This is a genomic window from Sorangiineae bacterium MSr12523, assembly GCA_037157775.1.
Classification (GTDB): domain Bacteria; phylum Myxococcota_A; class Polyangia; order Polyangiales; family Polyangiaceae; genus Pendulispora; species Pendulispora brunnea.
The window spans coordinates 2,756,156-2,779,666 of sequence record CP089982.1 but is presented as its reverse complement, the minus strand read 5'-3'; the positions used below and the strand labels follow the sequence as shown (position 1 = coordinate 2,779,666).

The following is a 23,511-nucleotide window of genomic DNA, read 5'->3' as shown; positions in this document are numbered from 1 at the left end:
TCTTGGGGGACTCTGCCTTTCACATGCTCGAGAAGCACAATGTGTGCAAGGGAAATGTGGACCGGATTTGGACCGAAATCCAGAAGCGGATCGAGCACATTGAACTCGTCCGCTGCCGACCTATCTTAGGCGCCTATGAGCGACGTCGCATCCCGCATCCAGGACCTGGTCCAAACGAACCATGTCATCCTCTTCATGAAGGGCACCAAGAACTTTCCGCAGTGCGGCTTCTCCAACGCGGTGGTTCAGGTTCTCAAGAAAGAAGGAGTCCCCTTCGAAACGGTGAACGTGCTGGCCGATCCGGAGATCCGCCAGGGCATCAAGGACTTCTCCAACTGGCCGACCATCCCGCAGCTCTACGTCGCCGGGAAGTTCGTCGGCGGTTGCGACATCGTGACCGAAATGCACACCACCGGCGAACTGTCCAAAGTCCTCAAAGGCTGATCCGCAGTCGCGACGTCGCGACTTCCGCCTCACGACGAGCACATTTCGCGGACATTCCGCTGTTCCCATCGTTTTCCATGGCGCGTGTGGAGTCCTTGCCGGATTCTCCCGCGCCATGTTCGTTCACCGGGGGTTCGTTCCCTTCGTTCTCGCTTCCTTGTGCATCGCCACGTCGGCCTTCGGGCAGGACATGCCCGACGTCGTTCGCTTGAAGAACGGCAGCCTGATGCGCGGCACCATCGTGGATCTCATCGTGGGCGACCACGTCGAGATCCGCCTCGGCTCGGGAGAGACCCGGCGCTTCACGATGGCGGAGGTCGACTACGCGGGCCCCGACAAGGCCGCCGCGGCACCGCCTCCTGCTGCCGCACCGCCTCCCGCTCCCGCTGCAGCGCCGGCGCCGGCTCCCGCACAGCCAGCGGCCGACAAGCCTCGATCCAGGCTGAGTTTCACGGCCAACGAGCCGAACGTGATGGTCAAAAACCTCGTCAGCAAAACGGACTTCGAGGGGGTGGGCTGGTCCTTCGGCTGGGGCAATCACGCTGGCGGGCCGGTGCTGTTCTCGGGCGAAGGAAGGACGTACGCGAACGTCTGCGCCGCACCTTGCGAAGCCGACGTGCCCAAGGGCGAGAACACGCTCGCGGTCTCCTACGAAGGGCGCAGACCCATCGATGTACCGATCATCGTGCAAGGCCCAGGGAAGGTCGAGATCGAATACACGTCCAACTTGGACCTGCGCATCGGGGGCCTCGTCATTGGCATTGCGAGCGTCGCCGGCGGCATGACCGCCGCGATCGTGGGCTACAATCAATCAGACATAAGCTGTGGCCGCGATGGCGTCGGCTATTACCGTTGCAACGAGACGGATCCGAACTACACCATGGCAGCCGTGGGGCTCGGGGTGGCCACCCTCGGCGCGATCGTTGGAACACTCATGGCGTTCACCCATGACGAGGCCAAGATCAAGGTCTTGCCGCCGGAGCCGAAAACGGCACAGGCGCCCACGCCGGCGTCAGCGCGGGCGAATGCCGTCGAACATTAGGTTCACACCCGCGGCGACCCAGCGGCGTCGCGCCTCGGCGTCGGGCATGCCGAGTGCGCGGCGCGTTCCTTCGAAGATGAGCGCCACCAGCACCTCCGCGGTGTTGCGCACATCGAGATCGGCGCGCAAGAAGGCCTTGTCGATGCCGTTTTGAAGAAAGCGCGCCGTCTGCAGGGTGTACGCCTCGATGACGTGCGCGAGGCGATCCATGTCGACGGCCACGGTCTGCTCGTGAAAGAAGCGCAGCAGGTGCGGCCGCTCCTCCGCGAGCGCGAGCCACCGGTGCAGGATGCGAATCGTCTGCGCGCGGTACTCCTCGATCGAGTTGCTGGCGGTGGGGTCTTCCTCGAGGCCGATGGCCGTGAAGCGCATCATCACCCGGTCGAAGACCTGCAGCGCGATGTCGTGCTTGTTCTTGAAGTAGCGATAGAACGTCCCATGTCCCAGTCCGAGCTCGTCGGCGATGTCGGCGATCCCCGCGGCGTGGTAGCCCTTGCGCGCAAAAATGCGCTCGGATGCATCGAGGATCTCCTCGCGGCGCTGATCGAGTTTCTCGGTCTGGAGCCTTCGTCTCATGCTGGAAACCACGCATCTAGCATCGATGCGCGGCGCCGGGGATCCATGAAGTTCGCCCCCATGAGCGTCAGCTCCGGCGCCGTAGGTTCGATGCGCAGCACCCGTTTTCCGGCGCGCTCGCAGCGGAGCACCTCGCGCTCGAGCGCCCCCGACATGACGTGGCGCAGGCCGCGCTCGAAGAACTCGCCGACCGACGACGCACGAATGTAGCGCGTCGATGTCAGCGGCGAGATGACGTACACCTCGTCGAGCGCCTCGTGCTCCACGAGATCGAGCGACGTCGGCGACACGGCACCGCCATCCATGTAGCGCCGGCCGCCAATCTCGATGGGCGCGTACCATCCCGGCACGGCGCACGACGCGCGAACGGCCTCGCGCGAGCTGGTGTGCTCGTCGCGGCCGAAGGCGACGCGCTTGCCGGATTCGCAGTCCACGGCCACGACGAGGCAGTTCGGGTGATCGACCCACCGCCCCTCGGGGACGAGCTTGTCGACGGCCCGCGCCAAGATCGCGCTGTCGCCCCGCCCCTCGGGCAAGAGGCCCACCATCGCGGCATGGAACGGGATCTCGCGCCGCAAACCGGCGCGGACCATGGACAAGGACAAGGGGCGCCAGTAGGGGCGCGGGGGCAGATGATCCCGCGAATCGGGCGCGCTACCGCGGCGGACGCTCTTGCGAAGCGACTCGAGCAGGTCCGACGTGCTCACGCCCGCGGCCAGCGCCGTCGCCAGGATGGAGCCTGCGGAAGTGCCCATGACGAGATCGGCTTTGCGCGGATCCCAACCGGTCTCCATCTCGAGACGGCGCAGGGCGCACACCGTCCAGGCGTAGCCGACCACACCGCCGGCACCGAGCACGAGTCCGCGCTTGCTCATTCTGCCGCCACCACTTCGGCTGCCGCTACGACCGAACCTTGGGCGCGCGCCGCCGTTTCGTATTCCGTGCGCGCACGCCGCGTGTCGCCGCCGAGCATCCGCTCGGAATCGACAGCGTCGATGATCCAGCGAATGAGCCCGCGAGGTGCCATCGCATAGAGCGGCACGAAGGGACGAAAGGCGCGCGGCACGACCACGTCGGCTTGGCGCGTGCGAACACTGTCGACGATGGCGCGCGCGACCTCGTCGGGCTCGCGGGCAAAGAGCCCATCGAGTGGGATACCGGCACTGAGGCGCGTTTTGATGGCAGCGGGCATGACGGCGGTGAGGGTAACACCGGTTCCCTCGATCTCGTGCCGAACCGCACCGGTGAGGCCCACCGCCGCGTGTTTGCTCGCGACGTACGTGGCCATCCAGGGCACCTCGAATTTGCCTGCCAAAGATGCCACATTGACGACGTGCCCTCGCCCGCGCGCGATCATCCGCGGGAGCACGAGCTTCATCCCGAGCGAGGTGCCCCAGAGGTTCACGCCCATGGCCGCACGGTTCGTGTCGTCGGACTCCTCGAGAAAGGGCCCGGTCGGCATCACGCCGGCATTGTTCACCAGCACCTCGATGGGCCCCATTTCGGCCTCGACCGTTGCGACGAATCGCTCGAACGATGCCCGCTGCGAGACATCCAGCGTGAACCCGCGCGCGTACGGCCCCAAGGTGCACGCCGCCTCACGCGCGGCATTGCCATCGAGATCGCCGATGCACACGAAGGCGCCTTTCTCGGCAAAACGCCGCGCCGTCTGCAGACCGATCCCGCGCGCGCCGCCGGTGATCGCGACCACCGCGCCCTCGAGATCGATGGGCACGGGTGCGCGCCGCACGGGTGCACTCTGCGTGCGCATCTCGTAGTGCTCTGCGTCGAAGCGGCGCATGCGACGCCGCATGTCGAGCGTGGACCAGGGATAGATGCTGCTGTTCTTGCCGTTGTGGTCGATGTAGTAACTCGAGCAGCCACCGGCATTGAACACCGTGGTGGAGAGCGCAGCCTGAACGCGCTGGTTCCACGCATGCTGCGCGCCGGGGCGCACGTCGATGGATGCCATGCGTTCGCGGCGGGCCGTTTCGATGGCGTCGGCGATGTAGCGCGCCTGGGCCTCGATGATGGTGAACGCCGAACCATGGCCGTTGCCCGTGTTGGGGCCAATCATGCAGAACGCGTTGGGGAAGCCGTGGCAGGTCGTTCCCAGGTAAGCGCTGGGGCTGCCGCGCCAGACCTCGTCGAGCGTGCGCCCGCCGCGGCCGACGATGCGCTTCGGCACCGACGAATCGGTGACGTGAAAGCCCGTGCCGAAGATGATCGTGTCCACCTCCCGCTCGATGCCATCGCTGCCCACGATGCCGCGCTTGGTGATCTCCGTCACCGCGTGGGGCACGACCTCGACGTTCGGCGCTTGGAGCGCGGGGTAGTACGTATTGGAGAGCAAAAGGCGCTTGCACCCGAGCGTGAACTCCGGCGTGAGGGCCCGCCGCAGCTCCGGATCGCGCACTTGGCGGCGCAGGTGCGCGAGGCCGATGCGCTGGACCTGCTGCATCGCCGCGGGGTGCCGCTGGGCAAACTGCAGCATCTCCGTGAAGGCGTAGATCGACCCGCGCAAACCACGGCGCACGAGGGGCACGTGATCCAGGAGCCACGTCTCGGTCTTGGGGATGCGATGATCGGGCTTGGGGAGCACCCACGGCGCGGTGCGCTGGAAGAGCACGAGGTGCCCGGCCTTGGGCTGAATCTCCGGGACGAACTGAATCGCCGACGACCCGGTGCCGATGACCGCGACGCGGCGGCCGGTGAGATCGCGGTCATGACGCCACTGTGCGGAGTGGAAGGCGACGCCGCCGAACGAATCGAGTCCGCGCAGATCGGGAATGCGCGGCTCGTGGAGCGGGCCCTGACCGAGCACGATGAACTGCGCATCGTAGATGCCGTTGTTCGTTTCGACCCGCCAGCGTTGCCGGTCCTCGTCCCAAACGCCGCGAAGCGCCTCCGTGCCGAGGTGCACGTACGGCAGCACGCCGTACCGCGCGGCCACGTCCAACGTGTACTGCTGGATCTCGGGCTGCGGGGCAAAGACGCGGCTCCAGTCCGTCTTGGGCGCAAACGAATACGAATACAGGTGCGAGGGCACGTCGCAGGCGCAACCCGGGTACGTGTTCTCACGCCACGTGCCGCCGAGCTGAGCTGCCTTCTCGAGAACGATGAAGTCGTTCACCTTCTGCTGGAGAAGGCGAATCGCCATCCCCAGGCCGGAAAAACCGCCACCAATGATGAGAACCCGGGTCGACGTGGTCTGCATGGTTGTAAAGAATGACACGTCATTCCGTTTTATCCAAAAAGAAAACCGCCGTTCCATCCTGGCGGTTTCCTTAGGATTTACATGTTGAGTCCGCCGTCTACGTCGATCGTGCGGCCGTTGAAGTAGTCACACTCGAGAACGAACTTCACGGCGACCCAGATGTCCTCGGGTACGCCGATGCGCGCCACCGGAATCGCGGCGACCAACGCATCGCGCGCCTTCTGATTCATCCCCTGCGTCATCGGCGTCTCGATCATGCCGGGCGCGATGGCGCCGACGCGAATGCCGAACGGGGCGAACTCCGACGACCACGTGCGCGTATTCGCCGCCAACGCTGCCTTGGCCGCCGAGTAGTTCGACTGCCCGCGGTTGCCGTAACGCGCAATGCTCGACATGTTCACGATGACGCCGGGCTTCGTCCCCGTTTCGGCCATCTTCTTCACGGTGTCGCGCACCACCAAGGTCGCGCCGGTGAGGTTGACGCCGATGACCGCGTTCCACTGCTCGAGGGTGAGCGTTTTGATCGCGCCCGTCTCCCTGTCCTTCTTCACGAGGAGCCCATCGCGCAAGATGCCCGCATTGTTGATCAAGGCATTGAGGCCGCCCATGGACGCATGCGCCCACTCGACCAACTCGCCTACTTCCTTCTCGTCGGCGACGTTGACTTTGCGGCTGTGGATGCGCGCGGCCAGCGTATCGGGCTGGGTTGCCCCGCCTTCGAGTTTGGCTGCTTCGGCGACGATCGCATCGCGGTCGACTTCGAGCACGTCCGCGATCGCCACGTGAGCCCCCGCCTGCGCGAGACGCACCGCGAAGTGACGGCCCATTCCCTGCGCTCCACCCGTGATGATGACCTTCAGCTCGTTCAATTTCATGGTTTGCCTCTCGTCTGCGTTTCGTTCCTTACCGTGCTTTACCGTGCTTTGAAGCGAGTGAGAGCTACCCAACCGGAAAAAGTTCGAGTACATCTGGCCCCGTGAGAACCCGCTTTCTTGTCGTAGCCTTGTGCGTTTTCGGTGTCATCGGAGCGGCCTTTGCTCCCGGTTGTTCCAACCAGGCCGAGGGAGAACGCTGCAGCATCGACAACGGCAACGCCGATTGCGAGTCGAACCTCGAATGCGTGTCCGTCAGCGCGGGCCAATACCGCTGCTGCCCGAACCCGCGCACGTCGTCTTCGTCGGCAGCCTGCCGCGGCGAGATCACCCTCAACGACGCCACCACGCCAACCGATACCGGCACGCAGGATGGCGACACGGACACGGGCACCGACGCGCAAACGCAGGACAGCGGGCAGGACGCCCCGGTCGATGCACCGAGTGACGCAGGGGCGGACGCCGACGGCGCGGGTTGACCATCGAGACATGACGGGAGGGGACGCGTGCCCATCGGATCGCTGATCCAACATGCACAAGAAGCGCTGATGCTCACGGTCGCGCTTTCCTTCCCCGTCGTGGCGGCAGCTGCGGTCGTGGGCCTGCTGGTCGCAGCCTTTCAAGCCGCCTCGCAGATTCAGGACCCGACGTTGGCCCACCTGCCGAGGCTGCTTGCTGTCATCGCAGTTCTCGCGATTTTAGGCCCTTGGATGGCCCATGAGGTGGCCGCGTACGCCGCGCGGGTCTTTCTGGTTGCACGCGGGTGATTGACCTCTAGCACACGTTTTGCTACGTCCGCCAAGTGACTGAATCGTCACTCAGTCGAATGCGACGGACCGCCGCCTCCCCCCCTGCCACGCCGACCAAGCCGAATTCGAGGCGCGCCGAGAGTGCACCTTCGGGGCCCCCGGCGAATCCGAAGCCCGCAAGGACGCGCGGCGGCGACAAGCGCGAGCGCATTCTCGCAGCCGCCGTCAAAGTCTTCGCGAAGAGCGGCTTTCACGGAACGCGCGTGAGCGAGGTGGCCAAGGCCGCGGGTGTCGCCGATGGCACGATTTACCTGTACTTCCGCTCGAAGGACGAGCTGCTCGTCTCGCTCTTCGAGGACCGGGTCGACAAGTTGCTCGTGCACATGAACGCGGAGCTGGCGAACCTCCCCGACGCCCCGGCGAAGCTGCGGCGCGTGATCGAGCTGCAACTCGGGCTGCTCGAGGGTGAGCGCGATCTGGCCGAGGTCATCACGGTCATCATCCGGCAATCGTCGAAGCTCATCAAAGAGTACGCAGCGCCCAAGTTCGGCGCATACCTGGATGCCATCGCGCAGGTCGTGGTGGAGGGCCAGAACGCGGGCCACTTCCGCAAGGACGTCTCCCCGCACCTGGTCGCACGCGCCACGTACGGTGCGCTCGACAGCATCGCGCTGCTCTGGGCCTTGGGCCGCGCGGAGCAGGGCGCGCTGGTGCGCTCCGCGAAGCAACTGGCCGACGTGCTTCTGCGCGGACTCTTGCCGTGAAACAGCTGCGGCGACGCGCGGAGCTCCTGCGGCAGGTGCGGGCCTTCTTCGACGCGCGCGATTTTCTCGAGGTGGAGACGCCGCTGCTCATTCCCTCCCCCGGCCTGGATCTGCACCTGCAAGCCTTCCAAGTCGGCACGCGCTACCTGAGCACCTCGCCCGAGTACCAGATGAAGCGCCTTTTGGCCGAAGGCTACGAGCGCATCTACCAAATCACGCGCGCGTTTCGCGAAGGGGAATTCGGCTCGCGGCACAACCCCGAGTTCAGCATGCTCGAATTTTATCGGGCCAACGCCGGGGTCGACGACGTGATGAAGGACACCGAGGACCTCGTCGAGGCGGTGACCGGCGGTGAAGTGGTGCTCGGCGATCGACGCATCTCCACGCGCGCACCGTTCGCGCGCATGACGGTGTGCGAAGCCTTCGAGGCGTACGCCAAGGTCACACCGGAGGAGACGCTGGAAATGGCGCGCTCCGACGAGGACCGATTCTTCTTCACCTTGGTCGACCAAGTCGAACCGCGCATCGCGGAGCTCGACCACGCCGTGTTCCTCACCGAGTACCCGGCGTCGCAAGCGTCGCTCGCACGCAAAAAAGCCAGCGACCCACGCGTGGCCGAGCGGTTCGAGGCGTACGTGGCCGGCGTCGAGCTCTGCAACGGTTTTGGCGAGCTCACGGATCCCGTCGAGCAGCGCGGGCGCTTCGAGCAGGATCAACGCGAGCGACGGGCGCGCGGCCTGCCGGTGTACCCCATCGACGAGCGATTCCTCGAGGCGCTCGAACGCGGCATGCCCCCGTCGGGCGGCAACGCCGTGGGGCTGGATCGGCTGATTGCCGTCGCGTCGGGCACGACGGAGATCCGCAACGTGATGGCCTTCGCCGACGACGAGTTATAGCGTTACGCCCGCAATGCTGAACTTTGGTGAAGCGCAGCAACGGGTTTTGGCGATGGCACCCCGCATGGGTGCCGAACGCGTAGGGCTCGAGGAGGCCGCCGGGCGCGTGCTGGCGGAAGACGTGCTCTGCCCGGTCGACGTTCCCGCCTTCGATGGCAGCGTGATGGACGGCTATGCCGTGCGCGCGGCGGACTTCGCGGGCGATGGGCCGTGGGAATTTCCCGTGCGCGGGGAAAGCCGCGCGGGCGAGCCGCTCGATGCCCTGGCGCCGAACACGGTGGCGCGCATCTTCACGGGCGCGCCGATCCCGGCGCAGGCCGATGCGGTGGTCATGCAGGAGCACGTGGAACGCGATGGCGATCGCGCGCGGTTCACGCGCAAGGTGAGCGCGGGGCACTTCGTGCGCAAGCGCGGCGACGATCTGCGGGCAGGCTCGGTGGCGGTGGCCAAGGGCACGCGTTTGCGGCCGGCTCACGTGGCCCTGGCCGCGACCGTCGATCGCGCATGGCTCACGGTGATGCGGCGGCCGCGGGTGGTGCTCTTGGCGACGGGCGACGAGCTTCGTTCGCCGGGAACGCCGGGCCCGGTCGGTTCGATTGCGGAGTCGAACACCCTGGGCCTCGCAGCCATGGCGCGGCGCGCGGGTGCGACCGTCGCGGTGGCACCGCTGGTGCCGGACAATCTGGACGCAACGATGCAAGCCTTCGAGGCGGCACTCGCCGATGCCGACGTGGTCATCTCCGTGGGCGGCGTGAGCGTGGGCGATCATGATCGCGTGCGGCCGGCACTGGAGGCGATCGGGGTGCAGCTCGATTTTTACAAGGTGGCCATGAAGCCGGGCAAGCCGCTGGCGCTGGGCAAGCGCGGGAATACGGTGGTCCTGGGGCTGCCGGGAAATCCGGTGTCGGCGATGGTGACGTTTGCCTTCTTCGGTGTGCCGCTGCTTCGCGCGATGCAAGGCGACGGCGATCCGCTTCCGCGCGCGTGGCGGGCCCGAAGCGGCCGCGCGATGACGCGCGAACCGGGTCGGCTCGAGTTCGCGCGGGCGTCGCTGGTGCGCGAAGGGGCATCGTGGATCGTCACGAGCCTGGAGAACCAGGCAAGCGGCGCGGTGGCGATGCTGGCACGCGCCAACGCATTGATGGTCATACCGGCGGAGCGCACCGAGCTCGCCGAGGGAGAGGACGTCGAAGTGTATCTGCTCGAGGAACTCGGGGCATGAAGGCAACGCGTCTCACGCACCTGAATGAACAGGGCGAAGCCCACATGGTCGACGTCGGCGCGAAAGACATCACCGTGCGCCAGGCGTGTGCCCGCGCGCGCGTAACCATGCAGCGCGCGACGGTGCGCCTGCTTCGCGAGGGCAAGGCGCCCAAAGGCGACGTGCTCGCCGCCGCACGCATCGCAGGAATCATGGCGGCGAAGCGCACGCCGGAGCTGATTCCGCTATGCCACGGGATCGCGCTCACGCGCGTGACCATCGAGGCGACATTCCGCGCGGACGGGGTCGACATCGAGTGCAGGACGGAGGCGCGCGACCGCACCGGCGTCGAAATGGAAGCGATGGTCGGCGCCAGTGTGGCGGCGCTCACGCTTTACGACATGCTCAAGGCGGTGGACCGCGCCATCTCGTACGAGGTGGCCTTGCTCGAGAAGACCGGCGGCAAGAGCGGCGATTACACGCGACAGGCGCGAAAGCGGAAACCATAGGAGTCCCATGCTGCTCGACATTCGAGAAGAGCCCATTTCATCGGACGAGGCCGTGCGCGACGTTTCGCACGCGGGCGCCGGCGGCGTCACGACGTTCCTCGGGGTGGTGCGCGAGCAGAACGAAGGCCGCGCTGTCGTCAAGCTGGAGTACCAGGCCTACGTGCCCATGGCGCGCGCCGAACTCGTGCGCATCGCCGAGGAAATCGAACGCGAGATCCCCGGCGTGCGCCTCGCGGCACTGCATCGCGTGGGCGCCTTGGCGGTCGGCGACATCGCCGTCGTCTGCGCCGCCAGCGCCCCCCACCGCGGCGAAGCCTTCAAGGCCTGCCGTCTGCTCATCGACCGCATCAAAGAGCGCGTTCCCATCTGGAAACGCGAGTACGGCCCCGAGGGCGCGTGGTGGGTCGGCTGGGTCGACGCCCGCTGCGGCCACGATCACGAACACTAACCTCCCGAGACGGGCGGAATCAGCGCGAGCACATCCCCCGGCGTGATTGTCTCCTCCTGCGTGGCGAAGGCTTCGTTCCTCGCGATGCGAACGTGGCCCATGCGGCCGGCGAGCTCGGGATGAACGGAGGCAATGTGCGTGTAAAATGCACCTATCGTGGTGACGTCGCTGGGAAGCTCCAGGGCCTCTTCATCGCGGCCCACGAGCTCGCGCACCGCTGCAAAATAGAGAACGCGTACCTGCATCCTTACTGACCTTCCCGATGATGGTGATGATGCTTCACCTTTTTGCCCGAGACCAACGCGACCGCGTGCTCCAGCGTCTTCGCGATGATGGAATCGACGGCGAGACGCACGGCGTTGGGGCTGCCGGGCAGCGAAAAAACGACGACCTTGCCGATGATGCCGGCCGTGGCGCGGGACAGAATGGCGCGGGGCCCGATGGTGTCCCACGAGAGGCGGCGAAAAGCTTCGCCGAAGCCGTCGAGGCGCTTGTCGAACATCCCGTCGAGCACCTCGTACGTGTTGTCCCGCGGGGCGATGCCTGTCCCGCCTGTGAGGACGACGGCCTCGATGTCGGAAGCTGCCAAGCGGCGGACGAGCGCGCTCACCTGGTCGGGATCGTCAGGAACGATGTGGTGCTCCACCACGGAAAAACCCGCCGCAAGAAGACGTTCCGCCAGGATTGTGCCAGACTCGTCCGTGTCCTTCGTCCGCGTATCGCTCACCGTCACCGTTGCGATGCTTAACTTGCGTGTGTCGCTTGCCATGACCGAAGACCCTTCCCACAACTAAGTGCGCACGATACGCGTATGAGCACGTTGTTTCATCTCCCCCTTGCACCAGCAAGCGCCACTCGAGACGAGCGCGCCCAGCCTCGAGCCGTACGGCTTTCCCTAACGGATCGGTGCGATCTCGCGTGCCTCTACTGCCGCCCGAACCGGCACGATGGGTACCTCGAGCGCCGGCTCGATCTCGATGCGTGGGCTACCATGGCCGCTGGGCTCGTTCGCGCCGGGGTGCGGCGGGTGCGCCTCACCGGCGGCGAGCCGCTGCTTCATCGCGACGTGGTGCAAGTCATCGAGCGCCTGGCCGCCCTCCCGCTGGAAGATCTCGCGCTCACCACGAATGCCACGCGCCTGGCCAAGCTTGCGCGCCCGCTTCGGGACGCCGGCCTTCGGCGCATCACCGTGTCGCTCGACACGTTGGATGCCGAGCGCTTTGCGCGGCTGACGCGCGGAGGAGATCTCGACACGGTGCTCGCAGGCATCGACGCAGCATGCGCGGCCGGCTTCGACGAGGTGAAGCTCAACGCCGTCGTGCTTCGCGGTGAGAACGACGAAGAGCTGCCCGAGCTTCTCCGCTACGCGTGGGATCGCGGCATCGTGCCGCGCTTCCTCGAGGTGATGCTCATCGGCGAGGGCGCCACCATGCGCGACCGCGTCGTCCCCGCCGCCGAGATGCGCGCACGCCTCGCCGAGTGGCTCGTCGACGAGACGCCCGTGCGCGAGCAGGATCGAGGCCCCGCGCGGTACGTGCGCGCCCGCCACGACGCCCGGCTCAAGGTCGGTTTCATCAGCGGCACCAGCGACACCTATTGCAAGGGCTGCGATCGCCTCCGCGTCTCCAGCGACGGAACGCTGCGCCCGTGCCTCGCCACGAACGACGGCCTTTCCGCGGAAGACGCCGCGCGCGCCGGCGATGAAATCCGCATCGATACGCTGGTGCACGAGGCGTGGAAGATGAAGCCCGACGGCGAGACCTTCCGCGGGTGCACCGAAGAAAGCGCCGCGTCGGTATCCATCCGGGCCATCGGCGGATGAGGGGATAACGCGATGAGCGGCCACGACGAAACCTGCGGCGCCGAGCAAGCGCGTTTCTGGCGCGATGCAGATCTCGCGGGCACCGAGTTTCTCCTCGCGCGCTTCGTCTCGCATCGATTTTCGCCGCACTGCCACGATGAATACGCCATCGGCATGATCGAACACGGCGTGGAGGCGTACCGCTACCGCGGACACAATCGCGTGGCGGAGGCCGGGGAGATGGTCATCGTCGAACCGGGCGAAGCGCACACCGGCGAGCCGGGCGCGCCCGATGGCTGGCAGTACCGCATGTTCTACATTCCGACGCACCTGTTCGAACGCGCCGCGGAGGCCGCGGGGAGAACGGGACTGCCGCACTTCGGAAAGACCGTCATCAACGATCCCGAGGTCGCCTCCGCGATGCGTGCGATGCACGTGGCCTCGCAACGCGGCGAACCGCAGCTCGAACGCGAGTCGCGCTTCGCGGGGCTGCTCACCACCTTGGTGGAGCGCTACGCGGAGGGCGTGCTCCAGCTGCCGCGTCACCCGGCGCGGGCCTCGGCGGGCGTGCGCCGCGCGATCGAGCTGGCGGAGACGAGCTACGCGGAGCCGCTCACGTTGGGCGAGCTCGCGCGGGCAGCCGGGCTGTCCGATTTTCACTTCGCGCGGCAGTTCGCCGATGCCACCGGCATGAGCCCGCATCGCTACGTGGTACAGCGCCGCGTCACCGAAGCGTGCCGCCTTCTTCGCACGCGCTCGGCGCCAGCCGAGGTGGCCATGCAGGTTGGGTTCGCCGACCAGGCCCACATGACGCGACATTTCAAGCGAACGATGGGGGTGACCCCCGCCCGATTCGCCGCGCGTTAGGCCGGGCAGCAGGAACGTTCAAGACCCGCAGCCCGCGCGTCCCCACGATGGAGCGCGATGGCGAGTCCTCGATGGAACGAGTTTCTGCTCGGCGTGCGCCGCGAGCTGCCCATGCAACTGGGCGTGGTCCCCTTTGGCATGATCTACGGCGTGCTCGCCGTGCAGTCGGGCATGTCACCCCTCGCCGCGCAGCTTTCGTCGGTCATCGTGTTCGCCGGCTCGGCGCAGCTGGTCATCGCGCAGATGCTCGCGGCGGGCGGCTCGCCCTTGGTGATCCTGCTGACGGCGATCATCTTGAACGTGCGCCACGTGCTCTACAGCGCCTCGCTCGGGCCGCACGTGGGCCGGCTTCCGCGAAGGTGGCGCATGGCGCTCGCGTACCTGCTCACCGATGAAGCCTACGCCGTGGCCATCGGCCGATACGTCGAGACGGCGCAGGCGCCGCCGCAACCCGATGCGCGTCATTGGCACTTTCTCGGGGCGGGGCTCACGCTTTGGCTCTTTTGGAACGCGTCGACCTTGCTCGGCGTGACGTTCGGCGCCCAGCTTTCACCCGCGTGGGGGCTGGATTTCGCGATTCCCCTCACCTTCCTCGCCCTCTTGGTGCCCTCGCTGGGCGACGGCCCGAGCCGCGTGGCCGCGCTGTTCGGCGCCATCGCATCGGTGGTGCTGGTGGCCATGCCGCTGAAGTTGGGGCTCTTCTGCGCGATGCTGATCGGCATCGCCGCGGGGGCCACGTGGGAAGTCTTCATGGGCGGCGCGAAGCCGTCGGCGAATCCGGAGGGCACGCGCGCATGAATGGGACCTGGTTGACTTTGTTCGCCGTGGGCGCGGCTACGTTCGCCTATCGGCTTTCGTGCATCGAGTTCGGCTCGAACCTCGAAGCCGGCGTGCTCGGCAATCCGCGGGCGCGACGCCTGTTGCGCTTCGTGCCGCCCGCGGCCTTCGCCGCACTCGTGGCGCCGGCCATCGTGGTGCGCGATGGCACAATGCTCACGAATCCGCTCGATCCGCGTTTGCTCGCGGCGTTGGTGGCCCTGGTCTGTGCACTGCTCACACGCAGCGTGCTATTCACGCTGGCTTCGGGCATGCTCGCGCTTCACGCCGTTCGCTTTCTTCTTGGAGGCTGATTCGGGGGGCGAAGGCCACGCGTCGAGCGCGCGCCGTGCGATGCCTTCGAGCTGTTCGCGGGTCGCGCCATCGCGCGCTTGCACGGCGATGCCCTGGATGACGGCGCCGTAGAACTTCGCCAACTCCGCGGCATCGGTGGTGGCGGGCAGCTCGCCCTGCTCGATGCCGCGCACGATGCGATCGCGGAGCATCTTTTCGCTCGTACACCGTCTGTCGCGCAGCGCCTTTTCGATGTCCTGCGAGTCGGCACTGCAGTTCGTGGCGGCGAGCACGATGAAACAGCCCGTCGGGTGCGCCGGATCGGTCGACGACTCCGCCAAGAGGAAGAGACATCGCTCGAAGGCTTCCTTCGCAGTGCACCCCTCGTCTTGCAGCGCGCGCAGCGTCATCAGGCCGTGCTCCTGCTCGTAGAGGGAAACCGCCTCGAGGAAGAGGTCTTTCTTGCTGCCGAAGGCGGCGTAGAGGCTCGGGGGCGTGACCTTCATGGCCGCCGTGAGCTCCGCGACCGAGGTGGCGTCGTAGCCCCGCCGCCAGAACAGGTCCAGCGCCGCCTCGAGAGCGGCCCGTCGATCGAACGAAAGGGGTCGTCCGCGGGATTTCATAGTGTTCACTATATATTCACCTTGACCGGTTGCCAGGGCTTCCTTACCGTAGTGATCACTATGAAATTGACCTTCGCCGCCGGCCTCATCGCGCTTTCTCTTTCCACGGCACTTTTCGGATGTGCGGAACCGAAGCCTCGCGTGCAGACGACCTCCACGTCGTCCTCGAAGGTCGCCGTGCCGAGTGCCGAGAGCGATGCCCTCGCGCGCCGGGTCGATGCCGTGCTGGACGCGGCCGTTGCCGAAGGACGCATCGTGGGGACCGTGGCCATCGTCGCGAAGGACGGGGCCATCGTCTATCGACGGGCCGCAGGCTTCGCCGATCGCGAGGGCCATGTGCGGATGCGCGAAGACACGCCATTCCGCCTGGCCTCGATGACCAAGCCCATCGTGTCGGCGACGGCGCTCGCCCTGGTCGATCGCGGCGCGCTCCATCTCGATGATCCGGTGACGAAGTACCTGCCGAACTTCCGCCCGCACCTCGCCGACGGCCGCGTGCCGGTCATCACGGTGCGGCAGCTTCTGACGCACACGTCCGGCTTGAACTACGGCTTTTTCGAGCCGAACGGCGAGGGCCCGTACCACCGCGAGCGCGTTTCCGACGGGCTGGATCAACCGGGTCTTTCGCTGGAAGAAAATCTGACGCGGCTCGGCCGCACCCCGCTGCTCTTCGAGCCCGGCACGAAATGGAATTACTCGCTGAGCACCGACGTACTCGGCGCTGTGATCGCGAAGGCCGGCGGCGCCCCCCTCCCCGATCTGGTGGCCCGCTTCGTCACCGGGCCGCTGGGCATGGACGCGTCGTTCTCGCCGCCCGCCGATCCTGCGCGCCTGGCCGTGCCGTACGCCGATGGCAAGCCGCGCGCAACGCGCATGAGCGATCCGCAATTGGTCCCGCTCTTCGACGGGGCCGTGTCGTTTTCACCGTCCCGTGTCTTCGACGCGCGCTCCTACGCCTCGGGCGGCGCCGGCATGGTCGGCACCGCGGACGGGTACATCAAATTCCTCGAGGCCGTGCGCACCGGCGCCGGCAAAGTGCTAAGCCCCGCGAGCGCCACCGCATTCACCACGAACCAAGTTGGCAATCTGGAGGCCATGCAACCCGGCGGCAAATGGGGCTTCTCCTTCGGCCTCGCCGTCCTGAAGACGCCCGACCCGACCATGCCCTCGCACCCGGGCACCTTGCAGTGGGGCGGCGCCTGGGGCCACAGCTTCTTCGTCGACCCGACGGAAAAGCTCAGCGTCGTCGTCCTGACGAACACCGCCTTCGCCGGCATGATCGGCGCATTCCCCGACGCCGTACGAAATGCCGTTTACGGTACGAAGTGAACCGCTAAAGCTCGTACGCTCTCCCTGCGCGAAAGAGCGGAGTCGTACTTCACACCCTACGGCCGCGCATAACCCACTTTGAAGACGCGGCCGCCGCCGTCATCCGAGAAGTAGATGGCCGCATCAGGCCCTTGCCGCACATCCACCGGGCGTGCGTCCCATGCTCCTTGGGTTAGCCGGCCGGCGCTGTCTTTTTGGCCGACGATGGGATCGACGGAGATGATGGAGCCATTCTCCACGTGGGCCCGCGCCAACAATCGTCCTACCGCCGGGGATCGATTCCATGAGCCATGGACGCCGATGATGAAGTCCCCCGCGAAGGGCAACGAGTTGCCTGTATACTGCACAATCCCGAGCGGAGCCCAGTGGGCCGGCATCACGAATGCGGGCGGGTGCACGTTGGTTCGATCGGCACACCATGCATCGGTCTTTCGCGCCGCGTCGGGCAGCGAAGGATCGGCCCACTCCGTTCCCGGCCCCTTGCCGGTCGAAAGGGCATATTCACTGTAGCAAAACGGATATCCAAAGAACGACGAACCGTTGCCGTCGACGACATTGATCTCTTCGCCGGGATTGTCCGTGTGAATGTCGCCACCGAAATCGGGATCGGTCAGGTTGTCGCGCCCGTTTTCCGCTCCCCAGAGTCGATCTTGTGCGTCGACATACAGGCCAACCTCGTTGCGCATTCCATGCGCGGCCACCTCGCCCGATGCGTAATCGATACCACCCGATGGAATGGTATCGGGGATGGTGAACCTTCGCACTTGGGCGCGCGTCGCCGTATTGGCAATATCGACGTTCTCTGCAGAGCCCACGTTGACGTAAAGCCTCCCGCGGGAGTCGAACACCAAGGTGCGAGAGTTATGCGATCCGCCGCCGGGAATTCCCCGGACCACGACCTCGGCCGCACCGTTCGCCTGCCTCAGGCCGGGGCTGTACGCCCATCGGTACACCGTCGTGTCGCTCGAAGCGTACACGAAGCGCCCATCCCGCGAGAACGCAAGGCCATGATTCAAACCCGGTGCCGAGGCAAAGGTGCTCTGCTCGTTCGTCTCGCTCGTCCCATTCCCGTCCGCATCCCACAGAGCAACGATGCGACCATTGTTGACGAACAAGTCGCCATTGGGCGCAAAGGCCATCTGCCGCGCCTCGCCCAGCCCCGTGGCAAAGATGGACACACACAACCTCGGGTCGGAGACCCACGCATCGTAACGCGCGCTCCCCGTGCAATTCACCGGCGCCGGTCCCGGAGCGTCGCCACCACCATCGACGGCACCGCCACCCGGCGAGTCCGACGAGCTACAGCCTGCGAAACCACTGAAAAGAGTCCCTGGCAAGAGAAGCAAGATGGTTCGCAACTTCATACGAACCAGCTTAGCTCAGCATGAGACGATCCGCCCATTACCGCGGCGGAACGACGTCTCAGCGAGCCGATTCGATCGACTGTGCAGGCTGCGGCGCGTCGGCGATGTCGAGGCCGACGAGTTTCATCAAGATGAGGGCATTCGAACTTTGGACGACGCCTTCGCGGAGTTTGTAATCGAAGGTCATTTTGTCGCCGGTGACTTGTTCCTGGAAGTGCACGTTCTTCACCGCGTGGGGTAATTCGTTTTCCAGATCGGCGATGCCCAAATCGTGGGTCGAGACGGCGCCCATGGCTTTGTACAAAACCAATTTGCGCACGATGGATCGGGCGCCAATGAGACGCTCGCGGGTATTCGTCCCGTGGAGAATCTCGTCCAGCAAAAAGAGCACGGTGCGGTCGCCGCGGGACATGTCGACCACCATTTTGAGGCGCTGCAGCTCGGCGTAGAAATGAGATACGCCTTCGGCCAACGAGTCGCGCACGCGCATGCTCGTGGCGACGCGCAAATCGCCAATCACCAGCGATTGCGCGCAGACCGGGGCGCCGGCCAAGGCCAATACGGCGTTGATTCCGATGGCGCGCAGCAAAGTCGATTTGCCCGACATGTTCGAGCCCGTGACCAGCAGCACGCTGCCGGGGTGCTCCAAGAGCACGTCGTTGTCGACGCGCTTCGTGGACACGATGAGCGGGTGCCCCAGGGCCTTGGCATCCAGGTGCGGCACGTTCGACAGCGTTGGCCAGGCGAACTCCGGGTGATCATGTGCGAGCGCCGCGAAACTGCACAACGCTTCGACCTCGCCCAAGGTCGACAACCAGGTGCGCGCATTCGTGCCCGCGCGCAAACGCCATCGCTCCAGAGCCACTGCGCAGTTGAAGTCCCACAACAACAGCGGCCCGATCACCAAACGGAAAATCGCGTTTTCGCGCGCGCCCACGAACGACAGAATGCGCCCGAGCCGACCCATCTCGTGTGTGGCGCTGGTGCCCGTCGATGCCAAACGCGCTTTGCACTGCACGAGCGACGACGCCTCGAAGGATTGCCCCTCCACCGCGGCAAGCATTTCCGCAAAGCGCGAAAAGCCACCCTCCATGGAATTGACCGACCCGACGATGCGCGCGACCACCCCGCGCTTCGGCGACACGAGGATCAATTGAAGGATCAACAGCCCGATCCAAATGCCCGACGGGAGATATTTCGCAAACACCAGCGACGCCACCGTCAGAATCGGCAACACCTTTGCCGCCAGCACCAACACGGGACTCGCCTCGAGCGGCGTCGCGCCCGCCGCCCAAGTCAGAAACGGCTCCGGATCGGGCTTCTCCTCGCCGAGGATCGCGCCGGTGGCCGAAAGCCCTTCGCGGAAGGCGTGGCGGCCCGCGAGATCGCGTGCGGCTTCCTGGCGCTCACGCACCCCATTGGGAAAGTCGTTGGCCGCGCCCTTCAACCACGCGGCGAGGTGCGCGGAGCCGAAACGCGTCTCGGTGAGATTCAAAAACCGATACAGCGAATTGGGACCAAAAATGTCCAGGTCTCCCGCGTACGGGTGATTCGGCGTGGAAAACTCCTCGCCACTCGCGCCGTGCTCGTTCCATTTGCCTTCGAGGCGCGCCAAACCGCGCTCGTGAAAGCGCAGGGCCGCCTCGACCAGGTCTTTCTTCGTTTGAAGCCGGCCGTGCCCCACCCAGAGCGCGACGAAGCTCAGCACCAGCAAGAACTCGACGCCCCAGAAGGTGCTGGGCAGAGGCACCCAGACGATGCAGCCGATGAACACGACCGCGGCCACGGCCGCAATGGTCGTGAACAAGCCCATGGATCGCGAACGCGTCTCCAGCGCCGCGATCTCACGCGTGCGTGCCGCTTTCCCCGCCTCGTAGACGTCCCGTGGTTGCTGCGCCGCCTGCGCGGTCTGCTCCCTGGCCTGCATTCGCACGCGAGGCTACCCCATCGGACCTTTCTACTCGAGCATGGAAAACGTGACAGCCTGGACGCGACGCGCTTCGGCATCGACGAGCAGAACGCCGTCGACATCGAAGGCGACGCGGTATTCGAGGAGCTGGCGGCGGGTGGCCGCCGTGTCGATCCGCGGGGCGAGCTTGCCGGTTTTCACCTCGGCCACGAAGCGCGCGCCCTTTTTTTGGACCAGATAGTCGGCGCGAAGGCCGACGGTGAATGGCTCGCGGTCAATCCAGACCACGTATTTTGCGGCGATTTGTGTGCCCAGTATTTCGTAACCGAGCTCGGACAGCCACTCGGCGGCGTCCGCCTCGCCCGCCATCGCGCGGGAAGCGCGCGTGCGGGCACGAAGGCGGCGGAACCACGCGCCGGCCGCTCGAAGGACACCGTGAACGAGCAGGCCGGCAAGAAGGAATAGGGATAAGGCAAGGAAGGCAAGCGAGCGCCCGTCGAGTTGCTCTAGGAGAGGGGGGGAATGGCTACGCGACGAGGCGGGGGCGTACATGACGAGATGGAGCCGAACGTGAAGGCTGAGAAGGCCGCTCACGAACAGGCTTCAGCGAGGCGCTGAAGCACGCGACGGCCATGGCGAAGCCGGATGCCGTGAGGCGGATCCGGCCATCGGGGGAGATTTCCACCAGCTCCGCGCGCTCGAGGGCACGGAGCGTGGGTCGAAAGGCGGCGGGCCAGCCCTCGCCGGCCCGACCGCGGACGCGTAGGTGTTCGGCCACGCAGAGCAGCAGCTGGCCCACGTCCGCCGGGGAGCGATCACGGGCGAAGTCGAAGAGAACGCGCAGTACGGGGATCGCAAAGGGAATGTCCATGCGAGGTACCCTACTCGGGACCCTGAACAGGTGTCCAGTATACCGTTCTCTTTTTGTCGATTCAGCGGTTTTTCCCTGGGTTTACTTCACTCCCAGCTCATGAAACAGGAAACCCATCTCGTCGGTCAATTCTTCGACGACTTTCGTCGTGGGCTTGCCGGCTCCGTGGCCGGCCTTGCTCTCGACCCGCACCAAAATCGGCCGATCCGAAGCCGCCTGAGCCTCCTGCATCCGCGCCGCCATCTTGCGGGCGTGCATCGGGTCGACCCGCGCGTCGCTCTCGGCGGTGGTGAACAGCATCGCCGGGTACCGCGTCCCGTCTTTGACGTGGTGGTACGGCGAGTACCCGTACAGCACCTTGAACTGGTCGGCGTTGGCCGGATCGCCGTACTCCGGGATCCACGCCTGGGCGATGCGGTAGTGCGTGTAGCGCACCATGTCGGTGAGCGGCACCAGCGACAGGCCCGCGCGGTAAAGCTCCGGTCGCTGCGTGGCCACCGTCGCGGTGAGCAGGCCGCCGTTGGAGCCCCCGGCAATGCCCAGGTGCGCCGGATTGGTGATCTTTTGCGCCACCAACTCCTCGGCGCACGCGATGAAGTCGTCGAACACGTTCTGCTTGTTCGCGAGCATCCCCGCCTTGTGCCAGTCCTCGCCGAACTCCCCGCCGCCGCGTAGCACCGTGAAGACCCAGACGCCGCCATGCCGCACGGTGAGCAGTGCGCGTGCACTGAACGCCGGCGTCATGTTGATGTTGAAGCCGCCGTAGCCCCAGAGCACCGTCGGCGTCTCGCCGTTCTTCGGGACGTTCTCGCCCGCGACCACGAACATGGGCACCTTGGTGCCGTCCTTGGAGGTCGCGTGCATCAACGTCACGTTGATCTTCTCGCTGGCGAACTTCTCGCCCACGCGGTCCCAGAGTTCGATCTTGTTCGTCTTCAGATCGACGCGCGAGACCTGCGTCGGGGTGGCGTACGAGTAGAAATTGAAGAACGCTTCGTCGCCATCGTACGGGCCGCTCACCTGCGCGGTGCCGATGCCCGGAAGCGGAATGGCCCCTTTGGATTTCCCACTGATGTCGAAGCGTTCGAGCCGCGTCGATGCATTGTGCAGGTACGTGGCCACGATGTGTTTGCCGATGACGGCCACCCCGTCGAGTACATCGGGCGCTTCGACGATGAGCTCCTTCCAGTGCGTGCGATCCGGCGTTTTGTAGTCGACGGCGAAGAGCCGGTAGCGCGGCGCACCATCGTTCGTGTGGATGTACATCCGGTCGTCGCGCACGATGGCGTCGAAGAGTGCCTCGGTTTTCACCGCGACCTCGACCCACTTGCCGGCGTTCTTGCCCTTGGCCTCGAGATCCTGCAGGTACACCTCGCTCTTGGCCCACCCCTGGTGCACCGTCACCACCAACCAGCGGCCGTTGGGCGAGATGCTCAGGGACGGCGTATCCGTCTTGTCGCGGCCTGCACCGAAAATGAGCACGTCGGTCTTGGGATCCGTGCCCACGACGTGCTTGAACACCTTGGAATAGTATTTCTCGTCACCCGGCGGCACCGACCCCGGCTCGGGATGGCGAGTGTAGTAGAACGCCTTGTTTCCCGGCACCCAGGCCACCGAGGAGTAGCGCGTGTACGGGATGCGATCCGGCAGATCTTTGCCGGTCTTCACGTCGCGGATGATGAGCGTGCTCTCCTCGCTGCCGTTCTCGCTCATGCCCCAGGCGACGAACTTGCCGTCACGCGTGGGGTACCACCAGTCGATGGCATTGGTGCCGTCGGCGGAGAGCGCGGAGGCGTCGATCAGCACCCGATCGGGACCGCCGACCTTGTCGCGCACGTACAGCGTCGGCTGGTTTTGCTCGCCCTCGCGCTTCATGTGGAAATAGCGACGTTCTCCGGGGATAGCCGCGGCCACGTACGGAGCGTCCACGCTGCCGACGTGAATCAGTTCGGCAATCTCGCGCTTGAGCGCATCCCGCGAGGGGAACGCGTCGAGGTATTGGCGCGTCTTCGCGTTCTGTTGATCGGTCCACGCCTTCACCTCGGGCGAGTCGCCATTCTCGAGCGCGCGGAAAGGATCTTCGACGGTCACGCCGTGCAAGGTCTCGGTCACGGATCCGGGTTTCGGCAAGCGAGTGTTCCTTTCGGTGGATGCATCCGTCTTCGGTGCGATGGCTTCGGGATGCGCGGGCGCAGGCTCTCCTCCGCAGGCGCCCAAAACGAGGGCACCTGTACCGTACATGCCGAGAAGGAGCATCGATGTAGGACGGATGAAACGCATGGCGTGGCATCCTCGCTCAGCTCTTCGATGCGGAGTAGACCTTTGTTCGCATCTCAAGGAAGATTCCCCGATGATTCTTCTCCGCGGCGCGGCCGCCTTGCTCTTTACTTTCGCGTTCGGGTCGCACCTCGACCCGTGCAGTAAGCTGGGCATCCGGGCCGAAAAGCCGGCGGACAACGCGGCGGTGAGCGGAAGCGCCCTCGTAGCATCCGGAGCGCCAATGTCGGCCGAGCAGGTCTCCATCGAGGAGGCGAAAAAGCTTTGCGCGAGCGGAGACTGCCTCACCGCGCACGATCGCATTCAAATCGCCCTTCCGCCCAACGCACCGTTTCGGCAGACCGCCGAGTTCAAAACCATCGAAAACCAATGGGCCAAGGCCGCCATCGAAGGCGCGCCAAGCGACCCCGACGTGGCGGCGCGGCGGAAGGTGCTCGAAGAGGTGATGGCCTCCAGCGTCGTCGATGCCCCGTACAAAACGCGGGCGCGCGATACCTTGGCCAAGCTGCCGGCGAGCCAAGCCACGGACGCCGATGCGGGGGATGCATCGGCCGGTGCGGACGCGGGGGATGCTGCGAAATCCAAAGAGAAAGATCGCGGGCACCGGCATCGCTCGCGGTCGCGAGAGGAGAAGTGAGGAGA

27 protein-coding genes are annotated in these 23,511 nt (G+C 65.8%); 15 read left to right on the top strand and 12 right to left on the bottom strand.

Annotated features, from left to right (window positions below):
• Window positions 1–135: 135 nt before the first annotated feature.
• Both grxD and LZC95_11360 read left to right on the top strand, forming a co-directional pair.
• A complete protein-coding gene (grxD, locus tag LZC95_11365; protein ID WXA97432.1) occupies window positions 136–444 on the top strand; it encodes a Grx4 family monothiol glutaredoxin in 309 nt (102 codons plus the stop codon).
• A gap of 115 nt (window positions 445–559) precedes the next feature.
• The gene (locus LZC95_11360; GenBank protein ID WXA97431.1) at window positions 560–1,486 is read left to right on the top strand and encodes a hypothetical protein; all 927 of its coding nucleotides are present in this window, start codon (window positions 560–562) and stop codon (window positions 1,484–1,486) included.
• On the opposite strand, the gene LZC95_11355 is transcribed toward LZC95_11360, so the two are convergent.
• The 4 genes from LZC95_11355 to LZC95_11340 all read right to left on the bottom strand — a co-directional run bounded on the left by LZC95_11355 (window position 1,457) and on the right by LZC95_11340 (window position 6,154).
• On the bottom strand, window positions 1,457–2,062 hold the full coding sequence (locus LZC95_11355) for a TetR/AcrR family transcriptional regulator (protein ID WXA97430.1): 606 nt from the start codon (window positions 2,060–2,062) through the stop codon (window positions 1,457–1,459). The genes LZC95_11360 and LZC95_11355 overlap by 30 nt on opposite strands.
• The gene (locus LZC95_11350) at window positions 2,059–2,937 is read right to left on the bottom strand and encodes a patatin-like phospholipase family protein (GenBank protein WXA97429.1); all 879 of its coding nucleotides are present in this window, start codon (window positions 2,935–2,937) and stop codon (window positions 2,059–2,061) included. The genes LZC95_11355 and LZC95_11350 overlap by 4 nt, the downstream gene beginning before the upstream one ends.
• On the bottom strand, window positions 2,934–5,279 hold the full coding sequence (locus LZC95_11345) for an SDR family NAD(P)-dependent oxidoreductase (GenBank protein ID WXA97428.1): 2,346 nt from the start codon (window positions 5,277–5,279) through the stop codon (window positions 2,934–2,936). Before LZC95_11345 ends, LZC95_11350 begins: the two co-directional genes overlap by 4 nt.
• A 77-nt stretch (window positions 5,280–5,356) precedes the next feature.
• Window positions 5,357–6,154 carry an SDR family oxidoreductase gene (locus tag LZC95_11340; protein WXA97427.1) on the bottom strand — a complete coding sequence of 266 codons (798 nt, stop codon included), beginning with the start codon at window positions 6,152–6,154 and terminating at the stop codon, window positions 5,357–5,359.
• 101 nt (window positions 6,155–6,255) lie between these two features.
• On the opposite strand from LZC95_11340, the gene LZC95_11335 reads away from it, so the two are divergent.
• The 7 genes from LZC95_11335 (at window position 6,256) to LZC95_11305 (ending at window position 10,718) form a co-directional block, all read left to right on the top strand.
• On the top strand, window positions 6,256–6,630 hold the full coding sequence (locus LZC95_11335) for a hypothetical protein (GenBank protein ID WXA97426.1): 375 nt from the start codon (window positions 6,256–6,258) through the stop codon (window positions 6,628–6,630).
• A 27-nt stretch (window positions 6,631–6,657) separates the two neighbouring features.
• Window positions 6,658–6,918, top strand: a complete 261-nt coding sequence (locus LZC95_11330) for a flagellar biosynthetic protein FliQ (protein ID WXA97425.1) — start codon at window positions 6,658–6,660, stop codon at window positions 6,916–6,918.
• Between the two features lie 59 nt (window positions 6,919–6,977).
• Entirely contained in the window at window positions 6,978–7,664 is a 687-nt protein-coding gene (locus LZC95_11325) for a TetR/AcrR family transcriptional regulator (protein WXA97424.1), read from the top strand.
• Complete coding sequence (gene genX, locus LZC95_11320) at window positions 7,661–8,560, top strand: EF-P lysine aminoacylase GenX (protein ID WXA97423.1); 900 nt, start codon at window positions 7,661–7,663, stop codon at window positions 8,558–8,560. Before LZC95_11325 ends, genX begins: the two co-directional genes overlap by 4 nt.
• Before the next feature lie 64 nt (window positions 8,561–8,624).
• Window positions 8,625–9,782, top strand: a complete 1,158-nt coding sequence (locus tag LZC95_11315; GenBank protein ID WXA97422.1) for a molybdopterin molybdotransferase MoeA — start codon at window positions 8,625–8,627, stop codon at window positions 9,780–9,782.
• A complete protein-coding gene (gene moaC / locus LZC95_11310; GenBank protein ID WXA97421.1) occupies window positions 9,779–10,270 on the top strand; it encodes a cyclic pyranopterin monophosphate synthase MoaC in 492 nt (163 codons plus the stop codon). The genes LZC95_11315 and moaC overlap by 4 nt, the downstream gene beginning before the upstream one ends.
• A 7-nt stretch (window positions 10,271–10,277) precedes the next feature.
• Window positions 10,278–10,718, top strand: a complete 441-nt coding sequence (locus tag LZC95_11305) for a molybdenum cofactor biosynthesis protein MoaE (protein WXA97420.1) — start codon at window positions 10,278–10,280, stop codon at window positions 10,716–10,718.
• On the opposite strand, the gene moaD is transcribed toward LZC95_11305, so the two are convergent.
• Both moaD and LZC95_11295 read right to left on the bottom strand, forming a co-directional pair.
• Complete coding sequence (moaD, locus tag LZC95_11300; GenBank protein WXA97419.1) at window positions 10,715–10,963, bottom strand: molybdopterin converting factor subunit 1; 249 nt, start codon at window positions 10,961–10,963, stop codon at window positions 10,715–10,717. The two genes, LZC95_11305 and moaD, sit on opposite strands and share 4 nt — an antisense overlap.
• A gap of 2 nt (window positions 10,964–10,965) precedes the next feature.
• Window positions 10,966–11,487 (bottom strand): molybdenum cofactor biosynthesis protein MoaB, encoded by a 522-nt coding sequence (locus tag LZC95_11295; protein ID WXA97418.1) that lies wholly within the window; start codon window positions 11,485–11,487, stop codon window positions 10,966–10,968.
• Between the two features lie 42 nt (window positions 11,488–11,529).
• Between LZC95_11295 and moaA the strand changes: the two genes are divergently transcribed.
• Genes moaA through LZC95_11275 form a run of 4 tightly spaced genes read left to right on the top strand, consistent with a single transcriptional unit; the run spans window position 11,530 to window position 14,516 of the window.
• Entirely contained in the window at window positions 11,530–12,540 is a 1,011-nt protein-coding gene (gene moaA / locus LZC95_11290) for a GTP 3',8-cyclase MoaA (protein WXA97417.1), read from the top strand.
• A gap of 12 nt (window positions 12,541–12,552) precedes the next feature.
• Window positions 12,553–13,386, top strand: a complete 834-nt coding sequence (locus LZC95_11285) for an AraC family transcriptional regulator (GenBank protein WXA97416.1) — start codon at window positions 12,553–12,555, stop codon at window positions 13,384–13,386.
• 57 nt (window positions 13,387–13,443) lie between these two features.
• The gene (locus LZC95_11280) at window positions 13,444–14,184 is read left to right on the top strand and encodes an AzlC family ABC transporter permease (GenBank protein ID WXA97415.1); all 741 of its coding nucleotides are present in this window, start codon (window positions 13,444–13,446) and stop codon (window positions 14,182–14,184) included.
• Window positions 14,181–14,516 (top strand): AzlD domain-containing protein, encoded by a 336-nt coding sequence (locus LZC95_11275; protein WXA97414.1) that lies wholly within the window; start codon window positions 14,181–14,183, stop codon window positions 14,514–14,516. The genes LZC95_11280 and LZC95_11275 overlap by 4 nt, the downstream gene beginning before the upstream one ends.
• Here the strand turns inward: LZC95_11275 and LZC95_11270 are convergent.
• Window positions 14,454–15,119 (bottom strand): TetR/AcrR family transcriptional regulator, encoded by a 666-nt coding sequence (locus LZC95_11270; GenBank protein WXA97413.1) that lies wholly within the window; start codon window positions 15,117–15,119, stop codon window positions 14,454–14,456. The genes LZC95_11275 and LZC95_11270 overlap by 63 nt on opposite strands.
• Before the next feature lie 60 nt (window positions 15,120–15,179).
• Here LZC95_11270 and LZC95_11265 point away from each other — a divergent pair, with 60 nt between their 5' ends.
• Window positions 15,180–16,448, top strand: coding sequence for a beta-lactamase family protein (locus tag LZC95_11265; protein WXA97412.1), 1,269 nt, complete (start codon window positions 15,180–15,182; stop codon window positions 16,446–16,448).
• Window positions 16,449–16,504: 56 nt separating this feature from the next.
• On the opposite strand, the gene LZC95_11260 is transcribed toward LZC95_11265, so the two are convergent.
• The 5 genes from LZC95_11260 to LZC95_11240 all read right to left on the bottom strand — a co-directional run bounded on the left by LZC95_11260 (window position 16,505) and on the right by LZC95_11240 (window position 22,872).
• The gene (locus LZC95_11260) at window positions 16,505–17,812 is read right to left on the bottom strand and encodes a PQQ-dependent sugar dehydrogenase (protein WXA97411.1); all 1,308 of its coding nucleotides are present in this window, start codon (window positions 17,810–17,812) and stop codon (window positions 16,505–16,507) included.
• A 58-nt stretch (window positions 17,813–17,870) separates the two neighbouring features.
• Entirely contained in the window at window positions 17,871–19,739 is a 1,869-nt protein-coding gene (locus tag LZC95_11255) for a MutS family DNA mismatch repair protein (protein ID WXA97410.1), read from the bottom strand.
• Between the two features lie 30 nt (window positions 19,740–19,769).
• Entirely contained in the window at window positions 19,770–20,273 is a 504-nt protein-coding gene (locus LZC95_11250; GenBank protein WXA97409.1) for a hypothetical protein, read from the bottom strand.
• The gene (locus tag LZC95_11245; GenBank protein ID WXA97408.1) at window positions 20,248–20,592 is read right to left on the bottom strand and encodes a hypothetical protein; all 345 of its coding nucleotides are present in this window, start codon (window positions 20,590–20,592) and stop codon (window positions 20,248–20,250) included. Before LZC95_11245 ends, LZC95_11250 begins: the two co-directional genes overlap by 26 nt.
• A gap of 81 nt (window positions 20,593–20,673) precedes the next feature.
• Entirely contained in the window at window positions 20,674–22,872 is a 2,199-nt protein-coding gene (locus LZC95_11240) for a prolyl oligopeptidase family serine peptidase (GenBank protein ID WXA97407.1), read from the bottom strand.
• 70 nt (window positions 22,873–22,942) lie between these two features.
• On the opposite strand from LZC95_11240, the gene LZC95_11235 reads away from it, so the two are divergent.
• Window positions 22,943–23,506 (top strand): hypothetical protein, encoded by a 564-nt coding sequence (locus LZC95_11235; GenBank protein ID WXA97406.1) that lies wholly within the window; start codon window positions 22,943–22,945, stop codon window positions 23,504–23,506.
• Window positions 23,507–23,511: the final 5 nt, after the last annotated feature.